Below are 25,477 nucleotides of genomic sequence, written 5' to 3' on the forward strand. Positions count from 1 at the left end.
TGATTAGTAGTAGAAGTGAAAATAATATGATTATGTTTTTTTTCAGTTTGAATGTTTTTTATAATGAAGCACAACGGTCTCGGCTATGCGTAGTGCGGGATTTCAAGGCACTTCACTTTCCGTTTAGCAGTTAGTTTATTTAATGTAATTACTTTCATATCAGCACTTTCGCCCGCATTACGTATAGCCATTGTTGGCATTTCGTTATTTTTTATTTTTCTTAATCGACTGTTTTATAAGGCTTAAAATATATTCTAAATCCTCGTCTGAATTTATTTGTAATTCATAATCTCCATTTCCCCAATGTCCTGTCGAAGAGACGTCTCTTGTAATTCCTTTCGGGTCGTCAAGTTCTCCAATTGTCATATTAATCCACATTTTCAATGCTTTCCGTTGCGGATGAATATCAACTACGTTTCTTCCCGAAACAAAAGCGATATATTTCTTTTTTGGTTTAATCTCAATATTGTCAAAATTCAGAATTGCGTTTTTCATTTTTTCGTACAATTCCTTAATTTCCTCACTTGCATTTTCTAAATGTTCTTGCTCGGAATAAACTTTTATTTCTTTCGCAACATTGTCAATTGTATGGTCAGTTTTGGAAATAGTTTTTATGCTCTCTTGAGCTCCGGATTTCTGTATTTGTTCAAACGAAACGGTATTATTTTCAAATCTTTTTACTTCCCATAATTCGATTGGCAAGTCCTTAAAATTAATTGCCTCACGTTGATAGTTTGTAAATGCTGGAGAAACAAATAAAACTCTTGATTGAGACCAATCCACATCATTCCGTTTGAGTGTTTTGTCAAGATTTTCATTGAATTCCAAAATGAAGTCGGCTTTGTTATTTAGCATTAAAGACAAGTAGGCATATCCTTGGTCAATTACGCTGAAATTTTTATCTCGTTTGTACTCAATTATAACAAAAGCGTTGGCTTCTTTGTCAAACGCAAGAGTGTCAATTCGGAAGTTATTTAGAGAAAATTCAGATTTCACAAAGTCAAGTCCGAGAATTGTCTTTAGATTACTTTCGGTCAATTCTTGAATGTCTTTTTCAAGTCGGAAAGGTTTTTCCTTTATGTATTCTAAAGATTTTTCAATTTTAAATAATGCCATTTATCTTCTCGATTTTTGTTTTTTCATAATGAATGCCAACGTATCGCAGCTAAGAAACGTGGGGCATTTCGGAGCGAGTACCTGTCCACCGAAACAAGAGTTGCTATAGAGAACAAACCTTGCGGAAACCACTGTCCGCCCCATGTTTTCTTAGGTGCTGTTGGCATTAGTTTTTATTCCTTTCGGTCAATTGTTAAGTCCTTTTTTTGTCTTTTAATCCTTGCTTGATGCGAACGTCCTAAGTTTTTTCCTTTCTTAACCAATCGCAAGTTTGCTTTATCTCTATGATAATTTTTAAAATTTTCGGCAAGTTCAATGTCTGTGAAATGATAAACTCCGTCCATGATTTCTGTGTATTGAACAGCATTTATGTCAATCCTGTGAACTTCAATAAATCTGTCAACAATTACTGAAAACGTATTTGGTTGGCGGTGGTCAACATTCAATTCTTCCCATTTACATAATTCTCCCGTTTCTTGGCATTTTACTTCACCTTTGGTTGAGAATTTTTTAAAGTAAGTCAGTTTAACATTTCTCAGGTCTTCGCTTATTGTTTCACGACAAGTTTTATTGAATTTCGCTAGCGGTTTAGACTTTCCATTTATACAGTTTAAATAGGAAAAAATTTCTTTAGAGCCGTCTTTCCGCGTTAACTCAAAACATTTTGTTTTATAACGGACTTCAATAACTTGAATGCTTTCAATTCCACAACCAATTTTCTTTTCCTTGTCAGGGCGAAATTCTATTAGTCCAACCAAGTCTCTAAAATCATTTTCGTTAACTGTGTGTGGCGGTTCATATGAATTCAGTATCGCTTTATAATAATTAAGAGCGTCTTTCTTGTATTTAAATTCTTTGTCTCCTATTATCATGTTCGGTTCTTTTCAAATTAATGCCAACGGTCTCGGCTATGCGTAGTGCGGGATTTCAAGGCACTTCACTTTCCGTTTAGCAGTTAGTTTATTTAATGTAATTACTTTCATTTCAGCTCTTTCGCCCGCATTACGTATAGCCATTGTTGGGCAATCGTACTTTTTTTCGTCCGTCTGTCAGCGTTGGCAAAGACATACTCTTTTGTAATTTTTGGTTGCAGCGTTGGCTGGTGCGAATTGCAAATGTGTATGGCTTTTAGCGTTGGCATTAGATTTTCCATCCCATTCTTTTTGCTTTTGATTCTAAAAAGTCATTTTCAGTCGCCCATTTTCTAAGCAATTCAATTCTTGTTTTCATTTTTTCATCAAATTCACTTTGTCCAAAAGATTTGAGAAATTTCTCTTGATTCTCTAACCATTTTGTAAAACCTTCACCATTTTCGATTGACATTTTTTCTAAGTTGATTATTTGCTCTTCAACTTGTTCATCTGTCATATCTGGAAATGAACTAATTTCTTTAATTGTCTCTTGCGTAGTCGGGTCTTCATTGGCTATAATTTCAATATCTTCTAAATATTTTTCAGGTAGTATTGAAGCAATTTTATCAATATTATATTCTTCCAAACCACCAAAGCTAGGAATATCAATACCGAATTTTTTACTGTAGTCAAATCTAATTACTGAAATGGGGTATTTTAAAAGGTGTAATGTGCTTACTAGAGAAATGATATCTGCGTAGGAATTCAACCATTTTAAAATTAACTTTTCTTCAAAAGTTTGCGAATTACTTTTTAGTAAACCCATTCTGTTTGAATGTTTAGCTCCTTTTGTATGAACGTAATTATGTAAATAACCAAGGTCTTTGTGTACTTGCTCTAAGTCGTGTTTTTTATCAAACTTTTTGATACTATCATTTTGCCTTAATATTTTCCAAATTTTGTCTGCTCTTGGCGTATTATCTTTTGAATTAAGCCACTCCTTTACGGCATTATGACCATCATCATTGATGTTAAAATAAACTGATAGTAGACCTAATTCTAAACCACTTCTTAATGAAACAAAAGCTTGTTTGTATAAACCAAAACAAATTTGATTAAATGACACTTGAAGCTCTTCCCAAGAATCTATGAATGGGAAATAATGACCTGACCAAAAGTTTTCAAAATTTTGAGGGACAATCATTCCAACAGTATGATAAATCCAACCCAATTCTTCAATTCGTTTTTTTATATCAGGATTCGCTTCAAAGTATTTTTCAGTTTCCCTGTAAACTTCAATGCTTTTGTCTGGCTCGTATATGTATGGTGAAAACTTCATTGAATCTCAATTTTATCAATCTCTTTCATCAACCTGTCCGTTTCTGAAAGTGCTACAATGATTTTTTGATAGTGCAAAATATCGTCAAACTGCAATTTGCGGTCTTTTCTGTCTTTCAGCCATTTTTGAGCGGGTTGATAACCACCAATGTAAAACTCCCAAGCTATTTGTGGAACATTGTCAAAATATTGCGTGTCGTTGATGTAAACTTTACCGTCTTGATATTTTGGTTTGCCTACTTCATTATCTCCATCCATTGGATATTGCGTAATGTATTGCTCCACTTTTGTACTTTCCAATAAATGGATTTGGCGCATTTCTCCGCCCAATTTTACCAATTTCCTAAAGGTATTTTTGTCTTTTGGGTAGGGAACTCTTGGAAAATCAATCTTTAAAAACTCTTTGTATTTCTCTCGGTAAGTAGGCGAATGCAAAACTGCATAGATGTAATCTAAAATATCAATTGGGGCAAAAGTATTTTCCGTAGTTTCTTTCTCGTTGGTGAAAGTTAAACCTAATTTTTCCGCAATTTGATGTACAATTTCAGCTTTTAAATTTGGTTTTCTTTCATTTGATTGTTCAATCGTTTGTTGTCCATTGGTTTCTGGGTAAATATATAGAGGGAAAGTAGAAGTTATTTCACTTGTTCTATTTGACACATACGAACTTTCAATTACTTTATTGGCAATAAATGCGTGTACATAGTTGTCGCCTGTTTTGAATTGTTTACATAGCGTTAACCCTATATTTTTACCAAGTGTGAAGTGTTGCATTATTTCTGTTCTACTTCTTTCTACAAAGTTGTCATTGTAGTATAGAAACCGATTATCAAATGGGCGATAAGATATTTTTTGAATATCAATAGGTTCAAATGCTGACGCTTGTTTCTTTACGACATCAATTTTCCAACTTTTGTTTTCTCTTACACCATATTTAGACTTCAAGAGGTCTTTTTCAAGTATAAAGAAATCTGTTATTCTATTTGATAAAACCGATTTGCTTTCATCAATAACAAATGAATCCCGCGAAGTAACAACACCGACATTATTTAATGAAAACAATTCTGTTATTGAAAAACCTTCATCATAAGTTTTTTGAGCTTCAAAATCCTTTTGCACCATAAAATACATTGGTGCTACATTTGGTAATTCATTAAAATCAATAGTTCGGATTGAGTTTTCACCTAGAAAATCATATTTAAAATCACGTTTCCCATAAAGGTCGTAATGCAGAATTTTACCTAATTCGTTGGCTTTCTTTTTGCCTGTTTTTACAAAAACGTTAATTGAAACTCCTTGTTGAATATCAAAAACATTAGTGTCAGCACTTCCGTCTGGTGCAGTTTCTTTTTTCTTGCTGTTTCCGTGTAAATCTATTGTATAAATTTTGTCATAGGTTTTAAGTAAATTCCAACGCATTCCCCTGAATGTTGGATTGTCTAAGAATCCGTGAGGATTGATAAAAGCCAAAACACCACTTCCGTTTTTCTCAATAAAATGTTGTCCATAACGCAAAAACTTTACATAATCATCATTTATCCACTTCGGATTTCGTTCTTTTAGTTTTTCTTTTCCGCCTGGTTCTTTTTTGTAGTCATCCATTAGGCTCATAATCCATTCGCCTTTATTGGCACTTTCTCCGCTATATGGCGGATTTCCAATAACACACATTACAGGTGTATCTCGTTTGATGTGGTTGGCTTCATTGGCTTCTGTACTCAGCCAATTTGCAAATAAAGTTCCAGTGTCTTGGTGGTGTTCTTCTAAACTATTGGTCAAATAAACTTTAAATCGTTGGTTGGTTGTTGGTTTAAATCCTGTTTCGGTCAATAGTAAATCCAACTTTAAATGTGCCATTGCATAACTCGCCATTAGCAACTCAAAACCGTTTAAACGAGGCAATAAATGCGTTTCTACATAATTGCTCCAAATGCCTTGTTGTCCTTGAAATTTTTTGTGAATGTGTTTTACCACTTCTGCCAAAAAAGTTCCTGTTCCTGTGGCTGGGTCAAGAATCTGTACTTTGTGTACTTCTTGCTCCATTTGTTTGTAACCTGTTGCCGAACGTTTGTCTGCGGTTTGGGTGTTTACTTTTATGCTTGTTTTGCTGGTGTCGGCAAGTCCTTGCGGTAAATCAAATTCTGTTTTCAAAATGTCGTCAACTGCTCGAACAATGAAATTTACAACGGGTTGCGGTGTGTACCAAACGCCACGAGATTTACGCAATTTTGGGTCGTATTCGCTTAGAAATGTTTCGTAAAAATGGATAATCGGGTCTTCCATTTTGGTGGATTTCCCATAGTTCTTCAAAATTTCTTCTACGTTACACGCCAAAAAGATTTCCGAAAGGTTTTCTACTACCCATTTAATTCGGTCGTCAATGTCTGGTCCTGCAATGTAGCCAAAGAGTTTTCGTAAAAACGGATTGGATTTTGGAATCAGTTCAGCTGCTTCTTGTCTGCTAAAATTATCCAAAGTAGGGTCGTGCAAACGAGCCGCAAACATTCCATAAGCAATGGTTTGTGCGTAAACGTCTGCAAAACCTTGTGGCGTAATGTCGTGAATCAAAATTTGCTTGAAAGCCAACATTTGCTCTTTAAGCGTAGAGTTTTCTTGATTCTCTTCATCACTGGTCAGCGACTTCTCGATAATATCAGAAAGAAGGCGGGCTTTGCCCGCCATCATTTCTGCTAATTTTTTTGAGCTTTTTATCGTTTGTCCAACGTGAACGCAAAAGTCTTTTATCAGATTTTCAAAGTTGCCAAAGTTCTCAGGTAAAGGTTTTATTCCTTTGTCCGTGATTTCTGCAATGGAAATTTTGGTAATAAATTCTCCTTCTCGGTACAGATGAAAGTTAATGTAATCCGTAAAAATCAAATTGTTTAGAGAAGCCTTGTAGCGGTCAAACTGCTCTTTGTTTCCTGTTTTCTTTGTGCCGTCAAGGTCTTTGTCGCCAATGTCTTTAGCTTCAATAAATCCAACAGGAATATCTTTTTTAGTCAAAATGTAGTCAGGTGCTCCGCAACTTTGTCTTTTTGGTTCGTTGGTCGCTCTGATGGTCGGCACCAAACTTTCCAAAAGTTGTTGCAAGTCTCCACGAAAAGTATGTTCGGTTGCGTTTCCGAGTCTGTACCTTTTGTCTAAGTTGTCAATATATTGTTCTAATGTCATTTATTCATTCAATTTCTGTCAGAGCGTTGGCAAAAAACAGCTCTTTTGGTTTTTTCAGCGTTGTCTTTTGTGTCGGCAAAAACCAAATGTGCTGTTTGTGCGGTGGGCTTTTTGTATGTTGCCCAACGGTTCGCTATGAACACTGGTGTCCATATATTTCCTTTGTGAATATACTTAATCTAGTGGATTTTTTATGGTTTTATAAGAATTTATGGCTACATGGGTGTAGATTTCCGTGGTTTTACTGGAACCATGACCTAAAAGCACCTGTATTTGTCTTAAATCTGTTCCAGATTCCAGTAAATGCGTAGCAAAACTATGCCGAAGTACATGAGGGGTTACCACCTTTCGTATTTTACTCTTTTGGGCGGCCATTTTCACAATTTTTAAAACACTTTGCCCGCTGTATTTTTCGTTCGTTTGCCCTTCAAAAAGATAGGTTGTAGGTTTCCATAATCGGTAGTACATCCGTAAATCGGTAAGTGCTTTTTGGGGTAAAAGGGTATAGCGATCCTTGTTGCCTTTACCACCCTCTACTCTAATTAACATGCGTTTACTGTCGATATCGGTAATTTTCAGGTTTAGTAATTCATTTCTTCGTAACCCCGAGCCATAGAGCAATTCTAAAATGCATTTATGTTTCAGATTAGAGGTGTTGGCAATCATCGCCAAAATTTCGGCTTTGGAAATAACCTGTGGTAATTTGTATTCCTTTCTAGGGCGCTCAATTTCATAAAATCGGTTGGGCATTCCCATCACTACTTCGTAATAGAATTTAATGGCGTTAATGACCTGATTTAAATAGGAATTGGATACATTTCTTCGTATTAATTTTTGTAAATACGCCCTTATATCGCTTTCAGTTATGGTATGAAGCTCCCTTTCTTTGTAATGATTAATGAACATTTCAAACAAGGGCACATACGTACGTACCGTGTTGTTGGCATATCTTTTAAGCTCTAATTTTTGCAAATAAGATTCGGGGCAAACACGATAATTCGGGGGCACTTCTCGCTCCCTAAACCAACTTAGGTCAACTTCTTTAGCACCATTATGAATGGGCTTGTTAGATAAAAATCGGTTGTAGTTTATCCATGCCACACCTTTAAATGTAGTGTAAATCCGAGACAAATTTTCTTTGGTGTTGGGCACGTAGGCCATATGATATTGGGCACTCCATTTAGGATTTGGCAACGTCTTTAGTAAGGCATGAATTACCTTATCCGGACTAAATTTTAGGCCGATCATTTTCCTGTCATTAATCATTAAATGACACAAAGTGATGCATTTTAAAGGACTCATTTTGCAATAATAACCTTTAAATAAAAAATAAATAGTATATTATGCGTATAATATGCTATTAAACATGAATAATAACAACATATGTCCGGTGTGCGATGCGGTGCTCCGCGGACGATCAGACAAAAAATTTTGCTCTATAAAATGCAAATCCATATACCAATATGAAAGCCGTCAGAAATCCGATCAATTTTACCTACGGGTAGATAGGCAACTGAAAACGAATCGGAAAATTTTGAAAAAATATAATAAATTAGGCTATACCACCCTCCCAAAATCGGATGTTTTGGCAGAGGGCTTTAACCCTAAATTCTTTACACATTATTGGAAAAACCAAGCAGGAGATGTCTATCTCTTTTGTTACGATCATGGTTTTTTATCGATAAACCGTGGAGGTAAGGCCAAATACCTCATTGTATTGTGGCAACCCTACATGGAAAATTCACTGTGAAAAAAGAACACCTAAATTTCATCATGCAATACCAACCAATAAGCGTACATTTTTTTTGCAAATTCCTAAAGGTGTAAATCTTAGGGTTTCGATCTTCGTTTATTTATTCTTGATACACCATAACATTTGAAAAAGACGAAACGGCCATGAGCAAAGTATGCGTCACACAGAGAAATGATTATGTATGAGTTCCATTCCTGCATTTAGTGCAATCGAAGCATGACCGATGTCCAAAAATAGATGTTAATACCTGAAACATTCATGATTAATTTTTTATCGCACAAGAGAATGATTACTTTTATGTTCCATAGAATGGCTTAGAAACAATACACATAAGCAGATGTAACAGCCTTGTAAAAATAGGGACAAACCAGAGTTTGATTATGTGGAAGTTACATTCTTGTACTGAGTGCAGTAGAAGCATGATCAATTTTAAAAAAATAAATAAAAACTCATGAAAAAGCTATCTTTATGTCTACTGATACCGCTAACATTTGCCCTCGGTTTGGGGCAACAAAACACAAAACTTCCCAGAATTGCCATTGCGGGTTTGGGTATAGAATCCAGCACTTTTTCGCCGGCCGTAACACATGAAGAAGCGTTCCATGCCAAAACGGGTGATGCGGTTTTTAGCCTGTATCCCTTTTTGGCTTCGGATTCATTGAACCGCAATAGGGCGCAATGGATTCCCACCGTTAAAGGGCATGCGCTTCCGGGCGGAATTGTCACCCGAGCGGCTTATGAATCTTTGGTCAACAAAACGTTAGAATTATTAAAAGCAAACCTGCCGTATGACGGACTTTTCTTTGATATTCACGGCGCCATGAGCGTAGTAGGATTAGATGATCCCGAAGGAGATTTTATCCAAAGAGTGCGCGACGTGGTGGGCAAAGAAACGCTAATATCTACTTCTATGGACTTGCATGGCAATGTATCTTGGCGTTTGGCACAGTACACCGATTTAATCACCTGCTATCGTATGGCACCTCATGAAGATGCCATGCAGACTAAAAAACGGGCCGTAAATAATCTGTTGGATCGATTAGAAACCGGAACCGGAAAACCGGCCTTTAAGGCTTGGATTCCTATCCCCATACTTTTGCCGGGAGAAAAAACAAGCACGCGTATAGAACCCGGAAAAAGCCTATATGCCAAAGTGGCTCCTATAGCCGAGCAAGAGGGGATCGTAGATGCGGCCATTTGGATTGGCTATGCCTGGGCAGATGAACCTCGGAATCATGCCGTGGTGATGGTTACCGGAGACAATAAGCAAAGTGTAACAACAGCGGCAGAATATTTGGCCCAAAGTTTTTGGGATGTGCGAGACGATTTTGTTTTTGTGGCACCAACGGCTTCCCTTGCAGAAAGTTTGGAAAAGGCATTGGCCAGCAAGACGCAGCCTTTTATCATAAGTGATATGGGCGATAATCCTACCGCAGGGGGTGCGGGTGATGTTACTTGGACGCTGCAACAAATTTTGGCACGCCCGGAATTTAAAGCCGCAACAGGGCCTTCGTTAATTTATGCGTCCCTACCCGGGCCTGAATTTGTTGCTAAAGCCATAGAAACTGGTGTAGGAGGCCGTATAACGGCATTGGCCGGGGCGGCAATAGATCATCGTTTTGCCCCGCCAATAGAATTGTCGGGTACCATTGAAGCTATAGTGCATGGCGATGTGCATGCCGAAACTGAGGTGGTGGTAAAAATAGGAAGTGTATCTGTTATCGTTACCAAAAAACGAAAACCTTACCATAAAGAAAGTGATTTTATGCGTCTTGGGCTGCACCCCAGAAAGTCGGATATCGTGGTGGTAAAAATCGGATATTTGGTACCGGAACTCTATGATATGCGGGCAGATTGGATTATGGCGTTAACGCCGGGAGGAGTAGATCAGGATATAGAAGAATTGGATTACCAACGCCTTAAAAGACCCATTTTTCCGCTAGATCGCAATTTTAATCAACCCAATCTATCGGCTCAATTTGTGCCGCTATCAAATGAGGAATAAAGGAAACCGACAAAATACAGCAATGAAAAAGATTGTAACATTTATACTTTTGATGGGTATAACGGCAGGTATCCGGGCGCAAAAGCCGGAAATTGGGATTGCAGAATATGTTAAAAATGATAGTCTTGTGGCTGCGATAGGGTTCAGTTGTATGCTGGAATCGGTGTCGCGACTCGTATCTCCTATCACTGTTACGGATGCGCAGTTTGAAGCGAATAAAGCTATGTTAAGGCAAATGAAAACACCTATGTATGCCTTCAATATTTTTATTCCCGCCACGCTTAAGGTGGTAGGACCCACTGTGGATGAAAATGCAGTGCTGAGTTATGTGGAAAAACTAATGCAACGCCTAACAGAGACCAACACTAAGGTTATTGTATGGGGGAGTGGAGGCAGCAGGAATCTACCCGAAGGATGGGACAAACGTGTAGCATTCCAACAAATCATTGCCATCGGAAAAAAAATAGCGCTTTTGGGCGAAAAATATGGCATTACTGTAGCCTTAGAAAGTTTAAACACCACAGAGTGTAATTTTATTAATTCGGTGAAGGAAGCGCTCTATGTAGTAAAAAAAGTAGATCACCCTAACCTTAGGCTTACCGTGGATATTTACCATATGCTGAAAGATAACGAACATCCTAAGATCATTTACAAAACCAAAAAATACCTTTTTCATGTAGAGATTGCAGAACGCGAAGGGCGCACACCACCCGGAGTTGCCGGTACAGATTTTAAGCCTTATTTACGGCCTATGGCAGCGATGGGATATCAAAATAAAATAATCATTGAAGCTTATTATGACGATTTGGCTGAGATAGGAAAAATGACCAAGGACTATCTTCAGAGGCAGATTGATGCCGTATATACGGTTTCAAAATAGCCGCACTTGGCATCACTTTATTTCGTATTTTTAAAAAAATCATTTCTTTTTAATCTTTTAGATAGTGCTATAATGAACTACCTCTATGCTCTCTTTTTATTCGTTTTGCTGTTTTTACCGCAAACATCAAATGGCCAGACAGACCCCTTACGGGTAGGTGTGGTTGGATTAACACATTCTCATGTCCATTGGATTTTAGGTAGAGATGATTTTGGGGATATTGAAATTGTCGGTATTGTAGAGCCCAATGTGGCCTTGGCCCAACGGTATGCCACGCAATACGGTTTTGATATGGCATTGGTATACCCTACTATGGATGAAATGATATTAGCCACCCAGCCAGAAGCCGTAACCGCTTTCGGCACCATTTACGAACATTTGGAAGTGGTACAAACCTGCGCTCCAAAAGGAATTCATGTGATGGTGGAAAAACCTATGGCCGTAAGTTTAGAACACGCAAAAGAAATGGAAGCACTGGCCAAAAAACACAACATTTATTTGCTGACAAACTATGAAACAACCTGGTACCCTTCGAACCATAAAGCGAACGAATTGCTTAAAAAAGGAACGGTTGGAGAGCTTAGAAAGGTGATCGTTCGCGACGGTCATCGGGGACCTCTGAACATAGGTGTGAATCGTGAATTTCTAGATTGGCTCACCGATCCGGAACAAAATGGTGGTGGCGCACTGATGGATTTTGGCTGTTATGGCGCTAATTTAATGACTTGGTTGCAGGAAGGTAAACGACCGTTGACCGTAACTGCGGTAACCCAGCAATTGCAAGCGGAGAATAACCCCAATGTAGACGATGAGGCTACTATTATTTTAACCTATGATACAAACACAGCCATCATTCAAGCCTCGTGGAATTGGCCCATTGGTCGCAAAGACATGGAACTATACGGACAAACCGGGGCCATTTATGCCGATAATAGAACAAAATTAAGGGTTCGTATGGCCGAAGGTTATGATGGTTTTAAAGAAGAGCATTTCGATTTGGAAGAACGAATGATGCCTTTAGATGATCCTTTCGCACTTCTTGAAGCCGTTGTACGTCAAAAAATTACATTGCTACCGTACGATCTATCGTCCTTGGAAAATAATATGCTTGTCATGGAAATATTAGAGGCCGCACGCCTCAGTGCCCAAACGGGAAAAACGGTGAAGTTGGCACAGTAATGAATTTTTAAGTGGTTGTGCTTCATTCTGACATTTTTTTATCCCATTGGCTTTTTCGGATTGATGTTCCAGAATAGAAATACGGAACATCTTTTTTAGACGTCTCCAATTTAAGTTTGCCAACTGGGTGTCATTTATCATTACCATTAGTATAGGAGTGATACTAGTTACAATGTTTTTGTTCGAAATGCAAGCAAGCATGAACAAATATACATGAACAAATATATAGGATTATAAAAAATGATTTCCCTAGGAAAATTAGGGGTTCATACGAGTAATCTGAGGCGTTTCAAGAGTTATTCCTGCATGGTATGATACACGTTTTGTACATCATCATCTTCCTCTATTTTTTCAAGCAACTTTTCTACATCGGCTACTTCTTCTTGGCTCAGTTTTTTGGTTACTTGCGGAATACGTTCAAATCCCGAAGACAAAATTTCAATTTCTCTGGCTTCCAGTTCTTTTTGTATGGCACCAAAGCTTTCAAAAGGCGCATAAATTAAAATCCCGTCTTCATCTACAAAAACTTCTTCGGCACCAAAATCGATCATCTCCAATTCTAATTCTTCTGGATCCAATCCTTCGCCATTGATCCGAAAGTTGCAGGTATGATCGAACATAAACTCTACCGAACCGGAGGTACCTAAACTTCCATTACATTTGTTGAAATAGCTGCGGATATTGGCGACGGTTCTGGTGTGGTTGTCGGTAGCGGTTTCTATAAGTATAGCAATACCATGCGGAGCATATCCTTCATACAGCACTTCTTTGTAATCGCCTTGGTTTTTGTCGGTTGCTTTTTTAATAGCTCGTTCTACATTTTCCTTGGGCATATTAACTGCCTTGGCATTTTGTATAACGGCTCTGAGCCGGGAATTAGAGCTGGGGTCCGGGCCACCTTCCTTTACGGCCATCACGATGTCTTTACCAATTCGCGTAAACGCCTTAGACATGGCAGACCACCGTTTCATTTTTCTTGCTTTCCGAAATTCAAAAGCTCTTCCCATTGCTGACGTAATTAAATTATTGTGCGCAAATTTAGCAAATTTTACTACCGAGCCAAAGGTGTTTTAAAAATAGCGGCTAGACGGTTTCAACAATATCTTCGATCGTTTTGGCCAGTTTAAAATCCTTTTCGCTTAAACCCTGAACATCGTGTGTGTTCAGCCTTATATGAAGGGAATTGTACACATTGCTCCAATCCGGATGATGGTTTTGCGCCTCACATTCAAAGGCAATGCGCGTCATAACAGTAAATGCTTCTTTAAAATTCTTAAATTCGAAGGAAGTTTCAATGGCTCCATCTACATATTCCCAGCCCTCCAGCGTTTCTAAACGCGCTGTTATTTCTGCTTCAGGTAATTTACTCATGATGTCTTATTTTTTTTAAAGTTAAAGAAATGAATTTTGTTTTTAGAGGTTCGGAGCCAAATGCACCAATTACCCCGATACATGATGGTCTATAATCTGTTGGTAGCTTATTTGTAAATTCTTGGGTAATTGTTGCTCTTTCGGAAGTACGGCCAAGTAACGTTCTTCATTGGTAGTGTACACCTGTTTGTAAATCACCTGCTGATAAGTACCTATTCGTTTGACAACTTCCTTTATAAAATCTTCATGATGCACCAAGTCACTGCTTCCCAAATGGTAAATACCGCTTTTATTTCTATTGATAAGGTAATGAATTTGTTGGGTTAGCGCATCATCATTGGTAACGTTGACCACCAAATTGGGAAATACCTCTATAGGTTCCTTTTGCGCTAGAGCTGTTTTTATTTCTCTAATGCGGGGCGATTTGTTGCCAAATACCATGGGGAGTCGTAGAATGCACGATTTCTCCTTGGGAAGGCGCAATAAAAGATTTTCTATTTTAATTTTAAAGCGACCATAAATACTTTCCGATAAGGTTTTATCATGTTCATAAGAGGGATACTTACTGTAGGCATCAAACACATTGGCAGAGGAAATAAAATACAACTTGCTGTGGTATTCCATAATGTATTGGGCAATATGTTGATGGGCTATGATCTGAGCTTCAAAATTACCCCGAAGAGCAGAAATGATAAGGTATGGTTTCACTTGTTCCAGAATGGCGTACACATCATCCTCTTCCAAATTATAAGGAATAAATTGATGGTTATTTTGGAATTCCTTTGTTTTGGTAAAATAGGTGCCGTAGGTGTCAAAATAAGAGCAAAGTTCTTTGTAAATGGCATTTCCGATAAAGCCGCTAGCACCTAAAATAAGTATTTTTTTCGATTCCAAATTTTAAAATTTTGATAGCCCGGCACGGGTTGGTACATGGCACTTTCCGCTCCTAGTAATCCTCTTGGGGTGTTTCGGAATTTCATGAAGTACAGATTGGTCATCTATCATTTATGGCGTATAAAACGGTAGCCGAACTACGGTTGCCGAAACAGTATTTTTTCGAATCTTTATATAAATAGAAGTACCAACTCCGGCATGGGATACAGAAACATAACCCAGACCTATACCTTTAAGTAGGGAGGGCGACATAGTGCCCGAAGTAACGGTACCAATCACTGTACCGTCTGCATCTAAAATCTCATAATCTTTACGGGGAATACCCTTTTCCAGAAGTTCAAAAGCAATGAGTTTACGTTTGGGGCCATTGGTCTTCTCGAGCTCCAATGCTTCTGCGTTTACAAAGTTTTTTGTGAATTTGGTGATCCATCCCAATCCGGCCTCTATGGGCGATGTGGTGTCGTCGATATCATTACCATAGAGGCAATAGCCCATTTCCAGACGGAGTGTGTCGCGGGCGGCGAGACCAATCGGTTTGATTCCGTAGGCTTCACCGGCTTCAAATATCTTTTCCCAAAGATGTTGCGCTTCAGAATTTTTACAATAGATTTCAAACCCACCTGAACCCGTATATCCTGTGGCGGAAATGATCACATTGGGGATACCCGCAAATTCAGACACACAAAAGGTATAAAACTTAATCGTTGATAAATTCACCCTTGTAAGCGACTGCATGGCTTCTGCGGCTTTCGGTCCTTGGATTGCCAATAGCGCATAATGGTCCGAAATGTTACGCAATTCTGCTCCGTAATTTTCATTGTATTTGGAGATATGCTTCCAATCTTTTTCAATATTAGACGCATTTACCACCATAAGGTACTGTTCTTCCTTTATTTTATAAACGATTAAATCGTCTACAATACCACCAGTCTCATTGGGCATACAACTGTATTGTGCTTTTCCTATGGTGAGATGTGCAGCATCATTAGAGGTTACGTTCTGTATAAGGTCTAATGCTTTAGGGCCGCTAATAAGAAACTCCCCCATATGAGATACATCAAAAACCCCTACGCCACGTCGTACGGTTTCGTGCTCCGCGTTTACTCCTTCATAAGAAACGGGCATCATATATCCTGCAAAGGGTACCATTTTAGCGCCTAATTTTTTATGAATTTCCGTTAATGCTGTATTTTTCATCGAAACGTATATTTATAAACCATATATACTTAGATCTTATTCTTCGTACCCTGAGCTTAAAAAAAGAAGCTGCACAGGTGGCTAAGTAGACCGTAAATTTATCGAAAATTAACGGGAAGCACATAAAAAATTTCTTGAAACTGACTATCCTCGAGGCAAGCCATAGAGGTATTTCGCCAGTTTCGTTTTGGCCTTTGGGCCAAAAACCGAAATTTTGTATTTCACCTCACCCGGAACTGCAAAAAGACAGTTCCGACCTCTCCAAAGGAGAGGTAAATAGGAAACCCCGACCCAATGGTCGGGGAATCTTTAGATTAAAGATTGTCTATCTTTTATGACTTTATATGAAATCGTGATTTGGGAAAAACAGAGTAGCTACGACATGAAAAGGTAATTTTTGAATTCGATGTAGTTGGCAATTTTAATGGTTTTCTTTTTTTTGTCCATCAGCTTCCGTATTTTCTCCGGAAGTTCAATATTTTCTCTGATGGTGTCTTCTACCACATCTAAAAATTTAACCGGATGTGCCGTTTCTAAAAAAATACCATAGGCATTTGAATGGGTTTGTTGGTATTTCTTTAGCCCCAAATAAGCCACTGCTCCATGCGGATCGGCTACATAGGTATGCTCGTGATATAAAGTACGCATGGCATTTTTAGTAGCTTCATCCGTAAACGAATACGCTGAAACATGGCGACGCAATTGCGCTAAATCATTTTCGAAGATGTGCCTAATACGGATAAAGTTGCTGGGGTCGCCAACGTCCATAGCATTAGAAATAGTGGCTTTGGAAGGCTTGGGTACATAAGAACCCGAAACCATAAATTGAGGCACCACATCGTTTACATTGGTCGCGGCTATAAAATGCCTTGCGGGCATGCCCAATTGTTGTGCTATAATACCGGCGCAAAGATTGCCGAAATTACCGCTGGGTACCGAAAAGACAATCTCTTTTTGAAGTGATTTTATCCGTTTATAAGCAAACAAAAAATAAAACATTTGCGGTAACCAACGAGCTACGTTAATTGAATTGGCCGAGGTTAAATGAAGCATTTTGTTGATATCCGTATCTAAAAATGCTGTTTTCACCATTTCCTGACAATCATCAAAGGTGCCATTTACTTCAAGTGCCGTAATGTTTTTTCCAAGGGTGGTCAGTTGTTTTTCTTGTATATCACTCACTTTACCGCTGGGGTACAAGATAACTACATTGACACCATCAACCCCTAAAAATCCATTGGCTACAGCACCGCCGGTATCTCCGGACGTGGCTACCAAAACAGTAACTTTAGCAGTGCTGTCCTTGGAGAAAAAACCAAGGCATTGGGCCATAAAACGCGCTCCTACATCTTTAAAGGCTAAGGTAGGGCCATGAAAAAGCTCCAAGGAGGCCGTATGATCGTCTATTTCTATGAGGGGGAAATCAAAATCGAGTACGTTGGCTATGATTTCCTTTAACACCTCTTCCGGAATGTCATCTGCAACAAACTGATGTATTGCTTTAAAGGCAATTTCATGATCCGAATACTGTTCAATCGTTTCAAAAAATGCTGTGGGCAAAGGACGTATAGCCGTTGGAAAATAAAGGCCTCTATCGGGCGCAATACCGTTTATTACAGCATCTTTAAAAGATACTTCGGGTGCTTTTTTATTGAGACTAAAGAAATTCATGAGTAGCGTATAAACTGTAGTTTCTGAGTTTTTAAATATACTTCTTCCTCCCTATGCTCCCCTTATTTTAGTGCTAGTTTTTTGGTTATTATAAAGCGAATTATGGGAACAGTAAATTCAGAGATCAAATTTTATCAATTTAGTATTTTGATGCCCTCTGTATTGATTTTTGAAACGTGTATATCGTAATCTACCCCAATGGTAGTGTACACTTTTTGCATAGCCTTTGCCACTTTTTCAGCAGTATCTAATCCTTTACTCAGCGCAAAAATGGAAGGCCCGGAACCCGAAATACCACAGCCCAAGGCTCCGGCTTTACCCGCTGCCGCTTTTACCTCATAAAATCCCGGAATAAGAAGGGCACGCATAGGTTCTATAATGTGATCTTCCAGAGAGCGACCAATGAGCTCGTAATCGTTCCTATATAATCCCGCCACCAGTCCGCCTACATTCCCCCATTGTTTAATGCCATTTTCTAAGGATATGGTGGTTTTTAAAATTTTACGAGAGTCCGATGTTTTTACCTCTATCTGTGGATGTATCACCGTAGCATAAATTTCTTTTGGGGTGCACAATGGTATAATGTCGAGAGGGTGGTAACTGCGTATCAGGATAAATCCGCCAAAGATCGCCGGAGCCACATTATCAGCATGGGCTACCCCACTGGCCAATCGTTCTCCTTCCATGGCAAAAGGTACTAATTCCTTTGGTGAAAAAGGATTTCCCAGTAAGGCGTTTATAGCCCACACAGCTCCGGAAGCACTGGCGGCACTACTGCCTATACCACTCCCCGCCTTAATTTTTTTGTAAATTTCTATTTCAAAACCACCGGTATAGTCGGTTTGCGCCAATAACGCCAAACCCGCGACACCAGCCACATTTTTAAGCGTCTCTTTAGGCAAGTCCTGCCCATCTATTTTGGTAATTACAATGCCCTTTTTATCGGTTTTCCGAATAATCATTTCATCACCTATGGTATCGAGAGGTACGCCTAACACATCAAAACCGCAAGAAATATTGGCTATGGTTGCCGGGCAAAAAATTTTTATTTCGTCCATTGTCTAAAAATTACCAATCCGTATAATATCTGCAAAAATCCCGGAAGCTGTAACCTCGGCACCGGCACCGGCACCTTTGATAATCATTGGTTGGTTGGGATACCTTTCCGTGTAGAATAGCACAATATTGTCACTGCCTTCCAAATTGTAGAAATCGTGTCCTTTGGGAATATGTTGCAAGCCAACACTAGCCACACCATCTGCAAATTGAGCCACATATTTAAGTTTGCTATCGGCTTTACTGGCTTCGCTGTATAAGTTCTGAAAAGAATTTTCATGTTTTTTTAGAGAAGCAAAAAACGCATCGTTGTTTGTAGTGTCTAAGGCTTCTTTGGGTAAAAAAGACCTGTTACTAATGTCGTTGATGTCTAATTTATAACCGCTCTCTCTGGCCAAAATCAATATTTTTCGCATTACATCAATCCCGCTGAGGTCTATTTTAGGATCCGGTTCTGTGTATCCCTGTTCTTGTGCCTGCTTTACAACATCGTGAAAGGTAGTTTTATCATTAAAATTGTTAAACACAAAATTTAAGCTGCCCGATAGTACAGCTTGTATTTTTAGAATACGATCGCCGGAGGCTATTAGGTGCTTTAGGGTGTCAATGATAGGCAGACCGGCACCCACGTTGGTTTCGAACAAAAATGGAGCGTTAAATTTTCGAGCCAGATCCTTTAGCTCTTTGTAGTTTTCATAGGCTGAGGAACAGGCAATTTTGTTACAAGTAACAACAGAAATACTGTTCCTTAGATAAGATGCATACGTATCCGAAACGGCCGAGCTTGCCGTATTGTCTACAAAGATGCTATTTCGTAAATTCAAAGTGCTGATTGTGTCAAAAAAAAGGGATTTGTCCGCCTTCTGACCTGCAGCCAATAACGATTCCCAATCTTTTAGAGCAATTCCGTTTTCATCAAAAACCATGGTTCGCGAATTGGAAATGCCAATGACTCTAATATTCAGTTTTAAGTTTTCTTTTAAATACTTGCGTTGTTGCTGTATTTGGTTAAGGAATTTAGAACCTACATTGCCAACGCCCATAACAAATAGGTTTAACTGCTTTATATTTTCTTCAAAAAACGCTTCATGCAATGCATTAAGAGCCTTTTTAACGTCGGCTTTGGCAATGACAGCCGAAATGTTCCGCTCGGATGCACCTTGAGCGATTACCCTAATATTTACATTGTTTTTTCCTAAGGTACTAAACATTTTACCACTCAATCCTTGGTGATTTTTCATGTTATCACCTACAAGAGCAATAACGGCTAGGTCGGATTCTGCAACTACCGGTTTTATTTTACCAAGCGCAATTTCGTATTCAAAGGCTTCATTTACAATACGCACGGCGTGGTCTGCATCATCCGCAGAAAGTCCCACGCAAATGGAGTGCTCCGAGGAGGCTTGCGTTATTAATACAGCGCTGATTTGAGCTAGAGAAAGTACTTCAAAAAATCGTTTCGATATGCCCGGTATACCAACCATTCCGGAACCTTCAAGAGAAATTAGTGCAATGTGTTCTACATGGCTTATACCGCGTACTGTTTTGCCTTTTTCATTCTGATTTTTGGTAATTAAAGTACCCGGGGCATCGGGTTCGAAAGTATTTTTAATGAGAATAGAAATTCCTTTGGCCAATACAGGTTGTATAGTAGGCGGGTATAGTACTTTGGCGCCAAAGTGTGATAGCTCCATGGCTTCTTCATACGAAATGTGCGGAATAACGATGGCTTGTTTTACCAACTTCGGGTTGGCGGTATACATGCCACTTACATCCGTCCAAATTTCTAGCATTTCAGCCTCTAATGCACCAGCGATAATTGCGGCAGAGTAATCCGATCCGCCACGACCCAAGGTGGTGGAATTCCCGGTGGTAGAGGAGGCAATAAAACCACCCATTACAAGTACTTTTTTTGATGCTCCGCCTAATTGTTGAATGCAATTTTGGCGTGTCAACTCAAAATTCACTGCTGCTTTTCCGAAGGCTTCGTTCGTTTTTATAAAAGATCTACTGTCTTTGTGTTCTGCGTCTATTTGCTGCGCCACAAGATATTCACTGATGATGAGGGAGGATAAAAGTTCACCGTAACTCACTATTTTATCTAATAACTTGGGCGTAGTTTCGCCTATAAGAAAAGCACCTTCTATAAGGGTTTCCAAAGTGTTTAATTCGCTTTTTACCTTGCTGAGCAAACTGCTTTGGTGGGTTATAGGGATAAGCTCTTTTACCGTTTGTAAATGACGCTCCTCTATTTGTTGAAGTACGTTTTTGTACGCAGCATCTTGTTCGGCTGCCAATTTGGCCGCAGAAAGAAGCAGGTCTGTAATACCGCCCAATGCAGATACTACAATAATTATTTTATCGGCCTCCGTACGGACAATAATATCTTTTACTAAACCTATATTTTTTGAATTGGCTACCGATGTGCCACCGAATTTTAAAACTTTCATTGTGTTTTATGCGTTAAAAATGAAATGCGTTGATCGAAAAAAACAAAAAATGGAGGCAAATATAGTGAATCGCCCCTAAGGGGTAGCCCTCTTTTCATAAACAATGGCACCAAGGGTCAAGAAGAACCGCAGTTATGGATTACTATGCATACATTTTTGGTTAGTCACAGACGATTGGATTCGGACGTGGTCAAATCCCCGTAATTGCCGTTATGCGTCGTTGGCAGTAGGTTTTTCTTTCGGATGTGATTTTCCTTTTGGCGAAGTTTTCTTGCCCGTTTCAATTTTTCGTTTTTTTATGAATTCGCTCAGCTCTTTCCTTTCTTTGTCAGTCAAAGGGGGACTTTGAATTAAGAAATCAACTCCTTTTGGTTCTGCTATGTGTCCCATTTTATGATGTTTTAAAATATTTTGTTACTAAAAATTTTGCGGCTTTCGTATCAATTATCATTCTTTGGCTTTTGAAATGAAAAGCACCCAAGGTTTCTTCGTAATGCTTTATCAGTCCGGATTTTGCAGTGAAAGCAACAAATCCATCAAATCCTCTTTGAAATGAAACTTTGCAAGCAAAAGCGACTAAGTTGCCCGCTACACCTTCGTAAAGCTTTTGTTTTCCGATATTGAAAGGTGCGCTTTCCAACAGGTTCATAAAAATATGGTCTCTCTCAACCGTTATGCTTAGCAACCCTTGAATGATGTCCGGATTGTTGATTATTGTCAATTTGTAAACCTCTTTGGTCAAATCATTGAGTTCGGGTTTCCAGTCGAAGTTCCAACCGTTCTTTTTCAGTATGTTTTTCAAATCCGATTTCTTCAATGTTGAAATTTCAGTCTGGAAACTGTCGCCAGAAATTGTATTCAGTATCGAATCAGTCAGTACGTCAATTATAAATCCTTGTTCAACTCTTTTCATTTAACCAATTTACGAAATTCTGCGGGACTTTTTTAGCTTACCCCCAACACTGACATAAGCTGAAGTAAACAATGTTTTTTTCGCACATGATGGAAAAATGGCTAACTTTAAGAAAGGTTCAAAAGTAGTATTTTAGACATCCCTAACCAATGATTCGCTGTATTTTTATTTGAAATGCAGGATTTTTAAAATAGTTTTCTAAAATGAAGATTTTTACAACACCTCAAATTTACGAGGCAGACAGAATTACCCTAGAAAGACAGGGAATTACTAGCGATGCGCTTATGGAACGTGCCGGGAAACAGGTGTTTCATTGGATGCATTCGCGACTACAAGGCACTCAAAAAAAGATTCATATTTTCTGTGGTATAGGGAACAATGGGGGCGACGGTCTTGTAGTAGGACGACATTTGCTTGAACACAGTTATAAGATATCGGTCTATATTGTAGCCTACAGCACGTCGTATTCCAAGGATTTTGCAATCAATTTAAAGCGATTAAAAGATCAAAAAGTGGATCCTATCTACTTGAATAAAGACAGCGATATTCCGACCCTTGGTTCTGATGACTATATTGTAGATGCTATTTTCGGAATTGGTTTAAATAGGCCTCCGGACGCCTGGGTAGGCCGTCTTATTGCAACTATAAATCGTTCTAACGCTTTTACGGTATCTGTAGATATACCCTCGGGCTTATATATGGATCAAGCACCACAGGATGAAGACAGCGTGGTGAGGGCTACTTATGTACTGAGTTTTCAGTTTCCCAAACTTCCTTTTTTTCTGCCGCAAACGGGAAAATATATCGAACAATGGGAGGTGGTAGGTATTGGTCTTGATATCGAATATATCCGAGAAACCCATACAGCCTTTGAACTAATGAGCCGCGATGAGGTGCGTTTATTTTATGTGCCCCGCAAAACCTTTTCACATAAGGGAACGTATGGGCACTCCCTTATTATTGGTGGTAGTAATGGCAAAGTAGGGGCCGCCATGTTGGCATCAGAAGCCTGTATTACGTCCGGTAGCGGTTTAGTTACAGCTTATATTCCCCAATGTGGTCTTTGGCCTATGCAAACCGCCTTGCCGGAGATCATGGCCATTACGGATGTGCAAGAACACTATATTTCTGACATTGTTTTCGGGTTTAAACCTTCCGTAATTGGCTTAGGCATGGGTCTGGGAAGGCATATTGAAACACAAATGGCATTGGAAAAATTTCTAAAAACCAATAAAATACCGCTGGTACTAGATGCCGATGCACTGAATATTGTATCCGAGAAACCGCATTTATGCAGTGTACTACCACCGCAAACGGTACTTACCCCGCATCCTAAGGAATTAGAACGACTCATTGGATCTTGGAATGATGATTTTGATAAATTGAAAAAGACCAAGGCATTTTCTAAGAAATACGATTGTATTGTAGTTATAAAAGGAGCGTACACTATGGTTGTATATGAGAACCGTGGTTATATAAATAGTACCGGTAATCCCGGGATGGCCACTGCGGGCAGCGGGGATGTCCTGGCCGGAATTATTACCGGTCTAATAGCCCAGGGGTACAAGCCATTGCAAGCAGCTATATTGGGGGTGTATGTGCATGGTAGGTCGGGCGATTTGGTTTCGGAAAAACGAGGGCAAGAGGCACTTACAGCACGCAGTATTATTCGGTATTTGGGCAAAGCGTATTTGGATTTAATAGGTTTTGTTAAGGAGACCCAATAAAGCGAACCGTTTTTTTTGAGTAATATTTTTTTTTCTTCTACCGATCCGTCGGGCTCTATACTTGAGATAAACTTCGCATTCCAGTGGGATACCAGCCCCCACTTTTACTTTGGTATCTTCAATTTTTCAAAAAAAGTATCGCCACCACGAATAAGCTTAAAAAAAAAACGCTCATCAATGGTAGGAGTATGCGCCAATTTTAAGTTCTCTGTACGTAAAGGTGATTTAGTCTGTAACACCGCCATTGCGTTCCGGCGATCTGGGGGTGGGCCATTGCCGCTGTTCTCCGGTGCTGGGGTCTATATCTAATACCGCCTTTTCTCTCGGCAGTTTTTCGGGATCCTCACTGGCCATGTAGGCCAATATAGCCGTAAGGATTACATTATTGCGCACATCATCAAAAACAATTTTATCGTACGTATCTAAATTGGTGTGCCAGGTATAATTCCAATAGCTCCAACTCAACGAACTTAATGAAAATCCGGGCGCACCGGCGGCTACGAAGGAAGCATAATCAGATCCGCCACCCCCCGGATTTCCAGGAAATGTGGTTGCTATGTGCTGTGTAATAGCTGTAGGAACGGCCGCTAACCATTTATTGAGAAAGGCATAGGAGTGCAAAAATCCTTGCCCTGAAATTTGAACCACCCTTCCGGTACCATTGTCCTGATTAAACAAGGCTTGCATCCCTTCCACGATATCCGGGTGATCTTCTACAAAGGCTCTGGATCCGTTTAGCCCTTGTTCTTCGCTTCCCCAATGACCTATAATAATAGTACGTTTAGGATTGGGGTATATTTTCTTTAAAACACGAGCCGCTTCCATCATGGTTATGGTTCCTGTGCCATTATCGGTGGCACCTGTACCCCCATCCCAAGAATCAAAATGAGCAGAAAGAATCACATATTCGTCGGATAATTCTGTGCCGGGAATGGTTGCGATGGTATTAAAAGTAGGAACAGTGCCTAAATCTTTAGAGGTGGCAACGACTTTTATCGTAGGATTATCTCCATGGGCTACCATCCGGTACAACAACCCATAATCTTCTAAGGAAAGATCTACTACAGGAATTTTCTTGGTATTGGCACTAAAAATTTTGTTGGCTCCAAAGCCGTTAGACCAGCGCGATTGTACAATACCGACGGCACCGTTTTTCTCCAATGCTTCATTAATGTTTCTGGTGGTATAACCGGTATTTTTTAGATTTTGTTGCCACGCCTTGGTTTGGGCGTCTCTATCGTTTTTCATTTTTTCGAAGGATTCTTTTGTGGCAAATTCTTCCCAATTATAATCGGGTCGCCCTGTGGGTTGGTGCATGGACACCAAAACAAACTTTCCTTTCACCTGCGGCAACCACCGGGCAAATGAGAGAGAATCTGCCACCGCAGGAAAGCTAATAAGAGTTGCCGTTATGCCTTGTTTTGGCGTGCTTGGACTCCATGCCAGCTGCATCCCGCTAAGCGATACCACACGAGGAGAGACCAAGTCTACATGGGTTATGCCCCTTTCCCAGCCTTGCCATTTGCCCCATGCCTCGTTTTTGGCAGAAATACCCCATTTTTCGTATTGTGCAATGGCCCAATCGTGCGCCGCTTTCATTTGCGGGGTTCCTACAAGTCGAGGACCAATGACATCCATCAGTTCATGTGCCAATTGTTGCAGTTGCGAATTATCTGTAGCTTCCTTTTGAATGTTCGCTATAATTTGGTCCGACGATTGTGCATTAATGAGCGTGCCAGTTAAAAAAAGAAGCAAGCCCGCAAAAAGGATTTTTTTCATTTCAATCTATTTAATGTTAGTTTTTACGTAATTTCGAGGCACTATCAACGCTTAATTTTATTTTTTAGTCCTTTGGCTTCAAATCTAAGCGCATATTACGCATCCTATTTTGTTCGTAATCTATGA

Annotated in this window: 20 protein-coding genes; 5 read left to right on the forward strand and 15 right to left on the reverse strand. The window is 39.3% G+C overall.

Annotated features, from left to right (window positions below; genetic code table 11):
• Positions 1 to 204: 204 nt before the first annotated feature.
• The 5 genes from U1E44_RS02170 to xerA form a co-directional block, all read right to left on the reverse strand.
• Positions 205 to 1,116 (reverse strand): DUF5655 domain-containing protein, encoded by a 912-nt coding sequence (locus U1E44_RS02170; protein WP_322929314.1) that lies wholly within the window; start codon positions 1,114 to 1,116, stop codon positions 205 to 207.
• A gap of 173 nt (positions 1,117 to 1,289) precedes the next feature.
• Positions 1,290 to 1,988, reverse strand: coding sequence for a DCL family protein (locus tag U1E44_RS02175; protein ID WP_322929315.1), 699 nt, complete (start codon positions 1,986 to 1,988; stop codon positions 1,290 to 1,292).
• A 268-nt stretch (positions 1,989 to 2,256) separates the two neighbouring features.
• Positions 2,257 to 3,306, reverse strand: a complete 1,050-nt coding sequence (locus U1E44_RS02180) for a hypothetical protein (RefSeq protein ID WP_322929316.1) — start codon at positions 3,304 to 3,306, stop codon at positions 2,257 to 2,259.
• Positions 3,303 to 6,476: a type ISP restriction/modification enzyme gene (locus tag U1E44_RS02185; protein ID WP_322929317.1), complete on the reverse strand. Its 3,174-nt coding sequence runs from the start codon at positions 6,474 to 6,476 to the stop codon at positions 3,303 to 3,305. The genes U1E44_RS02180 and U1E44_RS02185 overlap by 4 nt, the downstream gene beginning before the upstream one ends.
• A gap of 174 nt (positions 6,477 to 6,650) precedes the next feature.
• On the reverse strand, positions 6,651 to 7,724 hold the full coding sequence (xerA, locus tag U1E44_RS02190) for a site-specific tyrosine recombinase/integron integrase (RefSeq protein WP_322929318.1): 1,074 nt from the start codon (positions 7,722 to 7,724) through the stop codon (positions 6,651 to 6,653).
• Between the two features lie 286 nt (positions 7,725 to 8,010).
• Here xerA and U1E44_RS02195 point away from each other — a divergent pair, with 286 nt between their 5' ends.
• The 4 genes from U1E44_RS02195 to U1E44_RS02210 all read left to right on the forward strand — a co-directional run bounded on the left by U1E44_RS02195 (position 8,011) and on the right by U1E44_RS02210 (position 12,293).
• Positions 8,011 to 8,226 (forward strand): hypothetical protein, encoded by a 216-nt coding sequence (locus U1E44_RS02195; protein ID WP_322929320.1) that lies wholly within the window; start codon positions 8,011 to 8,013, stop codon positions 8,224 to 8,226.
• Positions 8,227 to 8,680: 454 nt separating this feature from the next.
• Complete coding sequence (locus U1E44_RS02200) at positions 8,681 to 10,234, forward strand: M81 family metallopeptidase (protein ID WP_322929322.1); 1,554 nt, start codon at positions 8,681 to 8,683, stop codon at positions 10,232 to 10,234.
• A gap of 22 nt (positions 10,235 to 10,256) precedes the next feature.
• Entirely contained in the window at positions 10,257 to 11,114 is an 858-nt protein-coding gene (locus tag U1E44_RS02205; RefSeq protein ID WP_322929323.1) for a sugar phosphate isomerase/epimerase family protein, read from the forward strand.
• Positions 11,115 to 11,120: 6 nt separating this feature from the next.
• A complete protein-coding gene (locus U1E44_RS02210) occupies positions 11,121 to 12,293 on the forward strand; it encodes a Gfo/Idh/MocA family protein (RefSeq protein ID WP_322929324.1) in 1,173 nt (390 codons plus the stop codon).
• A 296-nt stretch (positions 12,294 to 12,589) separates the two neighbouring features.
• Here the strand turns inward: U1E44_RS02210 and U1E44_RS02215 are convergent, their stop codons facing one another.
• From U1E44_RS02215 to U1E44_RS02255, 9 genes are all read right to left on the reverse strand, one after another.
• Positions 12,590 to 13,300: a YebC/PmpR family DNA-binding transcriptional regulator gene (locus tag U1E44_RS02215; RefSeq protein WP_322929325.1), complete on the reverse strand. Its 711-nt coding sequence runs from the start codon at positions 13,298 to 13,300 to the stop codon at positions 12,590 to 12,592.
• A gap of 76 nt (positions 13,301 to 13,376) precedes the next feature.
• Positions 13,377 to 13,664, reverse strand: coding sequence for a 4a-hydroxytetrahydrobiopterin dehydratase (locus U1E44_RS02220; protein WP_322929327.1), 288 nt, complete (start codon positions 13,662 to 13,664; stop codon positions 13,377 to 13,379).
• Positions 13,665 to 13,733: 69 nt separating this feature from the next.
• Positions 13,734 to 14,558, reverse strand: a complete 825-nt coding sequence (locus U1E44_RS02225) for a sugar nucleotide-binding protein (RefSeq protein ID WP_322929328.1) — start codon at positions 14,556 to 14,558, stop codon at positions 13,734 to 13,736.
• Between the two features lie 111 nt (positions 14,559 to 14,669).
• Positions 14,670 to 15,755 (reverse strand): glycine cleavage system aminomethyltransferase GcvT, encoded by a 1,086-nt coding sequence (gcvT, locus tag U1E44_RS02230; protein ID WP_322929329.1) that lies wholly within the window; start codon positions 15,753 to 15,755, stop codon positions 14,670 to 14,672.
• 375 nt (positions 15,756 to 16,130) lie between these two features.
• Positions 16,131 to 17,426: a threonine synthase gene (thrC, locus tag U1E44_RS02235; RefSeq protein WP_322929330.1), complete on the reverse strand. Its 1,296-nt coding sequence runs from the start codon at positions 17,424 to 17,426 to the stop codon at positions 16,131 to 16,133.
• Between the two features lie 134 nt (positions 17,427 to 17,560).
• On the reverse strand, positions 17,561 to 18,484 hold the full coding sequence (locus U1E44_RS02240) for a homoserine kinase (protein ID WP_322929331.1): 924 nt from the start codon (positions 18,482 to 18,484) through the stop codon (positions 17,561 to 17,563).
• Between the two features lie 3 nt (positions 18,485 to 18,487).
• Positions 18,488 to 20,932 carry a bifunctional aspartate kinase/homoserine dehydrogenase I gene (gene thrA / locus U1E44_RS02245; protein ID WP_322929332.1) on the reverse strand — a complete coding sequence of 815 codons (2,445 nt, stop codon included), beginning with the start codon at positions 20,930 to 20,932 and terminating at the stop codon, positions 18,488 to 18,490.
• A gap of 210 nt (positions 20,933 to 21,142) precedes the next feature.
• Entirely contained in the window at positions 21,143 to 21,322 is a 180-nt protein-coding gene (locus U1E44_RS02250) for a hypothetical protein (RefSeq protein ID WP_322929334.1), read from the reverse strand.
• 1 nt (position 21,323) lies between these two features.
• Positions 21,324 to 21,845 carry a hypothetical protein gene (locus U1E44_RS02255; protein ID WP_322929335.1) on the reverse strand — a complete coding sequence of 174 codons (522 nt, stop codon included), beginning with the start codon at positions 21,843 to 21,845 and terminating at the stop codon, positions 21,324 to 21,326.
• Between the two features lie 203 nt (positions 21,846 to 22,048).
• Between U1E44_RS02255 and U1E44_RS02260 the strand changes: the two genes are divergently transcribed.
• Positions 22,049 to 23,572 (forward strand): NAD(P)H-hydrate dehydratase, encoded by a 1,524-nt coding sequence (locus U1E44_RS02260; protein WP_322929336.1) that lies wholly within the window; start codon positions 22,049 to 22,051, stop codon positions 23,570 to 23,572.
• A 225-nt stretch (positions 23,573 to 23,797) separates the two neighbouring features.
• Here U1E44_RS02260 and U1E44_RS02265 read toward each other — a convergent pair whose 3' ends face one another.
• The gene (locus U1E44_RS02265; protein WP_322929338.1) at positions 23,798 to 25,351 is read right to left on the reverse strand and encodes a M20/M25/M40 family metallo-hydrolase; all 1,554 of its coding nucleotides are present in this window, start codon (positions 25,349 to 25,351) and stop codon (positions 23,798 to 23,800) included.
• Positions 25,352 to 25,477: the final 126 nt, after the last annotated feature.

The organism is Aurantibrevibacter litoralis, from assembly GCF_034651555.1.
GTDB lineage: Bacteria > Bacteroidota > Bacteroidia > Flavobacteriales > Flavobacteriaceae > Aurantibrevibacter > Aurantibrevibacter litoralis.

Bases quoted from the DNA above. Each gene is read 5' to 3' on its own strand.
- U1E44_RS02170 (WP_322929314.1), bottom strand. From the start codon at position 1,116: ATGGCATTATTTAAAATTGAAAAATCTTTAGAATACATAAAGGAAAAA.
- U1E44_RS02175 (WP_322929315.1), bottom strand. From the start codon at position 1,988: ATGATAATAGGAGACAAAGAATTTAAATACAAGAAAGACGCTCTTAAT.
- U1E44_RS02180 (WP_322929316.1), bottom strand. From the start codon at position 3,306: ATGAAGTTTTCACCATACATATACGAGCCAGACAAAAGCATTGAAGTT.
- U1E44_RS02185 (WP_322929317.1), bottom strand. From the start codon at position 6,476: ATGACATTAGAACAATATATTGACAACTTAGACAAAAGGTACAGACTC.
- xerA (WP_322929318.1), bottom strand. From the start codon at position 7,724: ATGATCGGCCTAAAATTTAGTCCGGATAAGGTAATTCATGCCTTACTA.
- U1E44_RS02200 (WP_322929322.1), top strand. From the start codon at position 8,681: ATGAAAAAGCTATCTTTATGTCTACTGATACCGCTAACATTTGCCCTC.
- U1E44_RS02205 (WP_322929323.1), top strand. From the start codon at position 10,257: ATGAAAAAGATTGTAACATTTATACTTTTGATGGGTATAACGGCAGGT.
- U1E44_RS02215 (WP_322929325.1), bottom strand. From the start codon at position 13,300: ATGGGAAGAGCTTTTGAATTTCGGAAAGCAAGAAAAATGAAACGGTGG.
- U1E44_RS02220 (WP_322929327.1), bottom strand. From the start codon at position 13,664: ATGAGTAAATTACCTGAAGCAGAAATAACAGCGCGTTTAGAAACGCTG.
- gcvT (WP_322929329.1), bottom strand. From the start codon at position 15,755: ATGAAAAATACAGCATTAACGGAAATTCATAAAAAATTAGGCGCTAAA.
- thrC (WP_322929330.1), bottom strand. From the start codon at position 17,426: ATGAATTTCTTTAGTCTCAATAAAAAAGCACCCGAAGTATCTTTTAAA.
- U1E44_RS02240 (WP_322929331.1), bottom strand. From the start codon at position 18,484: ATGGACGAAATAAAAATTTTTTGCCCGGCAACCATAGCCAATATTTCT.
- thrA (WP_322929332.1), bottom strand. From the start codon at position 20,932: ATGAAAGTTTTAAAATTCGGTGGCACATCGGTAGCCAATTCAAAAAAT.
- U1E44_RS02250 (WP_322929334.1), bottom strand. From the start codon at position 21,322: ATGGGACACATAGCAGAACCAAAAGGAGTTGATTTCTTAATTCAAAGT.
- U1E44_RS02255 (WP_322929335.1), bottom strand. From the start codon at position 21,845: ATGAAAAGAGTTGAACAAGGATTTATAATTGACGTACTGACTGATTCG.
- U1E44_RS02260 (WP_322929336.1), top strand. From the start codon at position 22,049: ATGAAGATTTTTACAACACCTCAAATTTACGAGGCAGACAGAATTACC.
- U1E44_RS02265 (WP_322929338.1), bottom strand. From the start codon at position 25,351: ATGAAAAAAATCCTTTTTGCGGGCTTGCTTCTTTTTTTAACTGGCACG.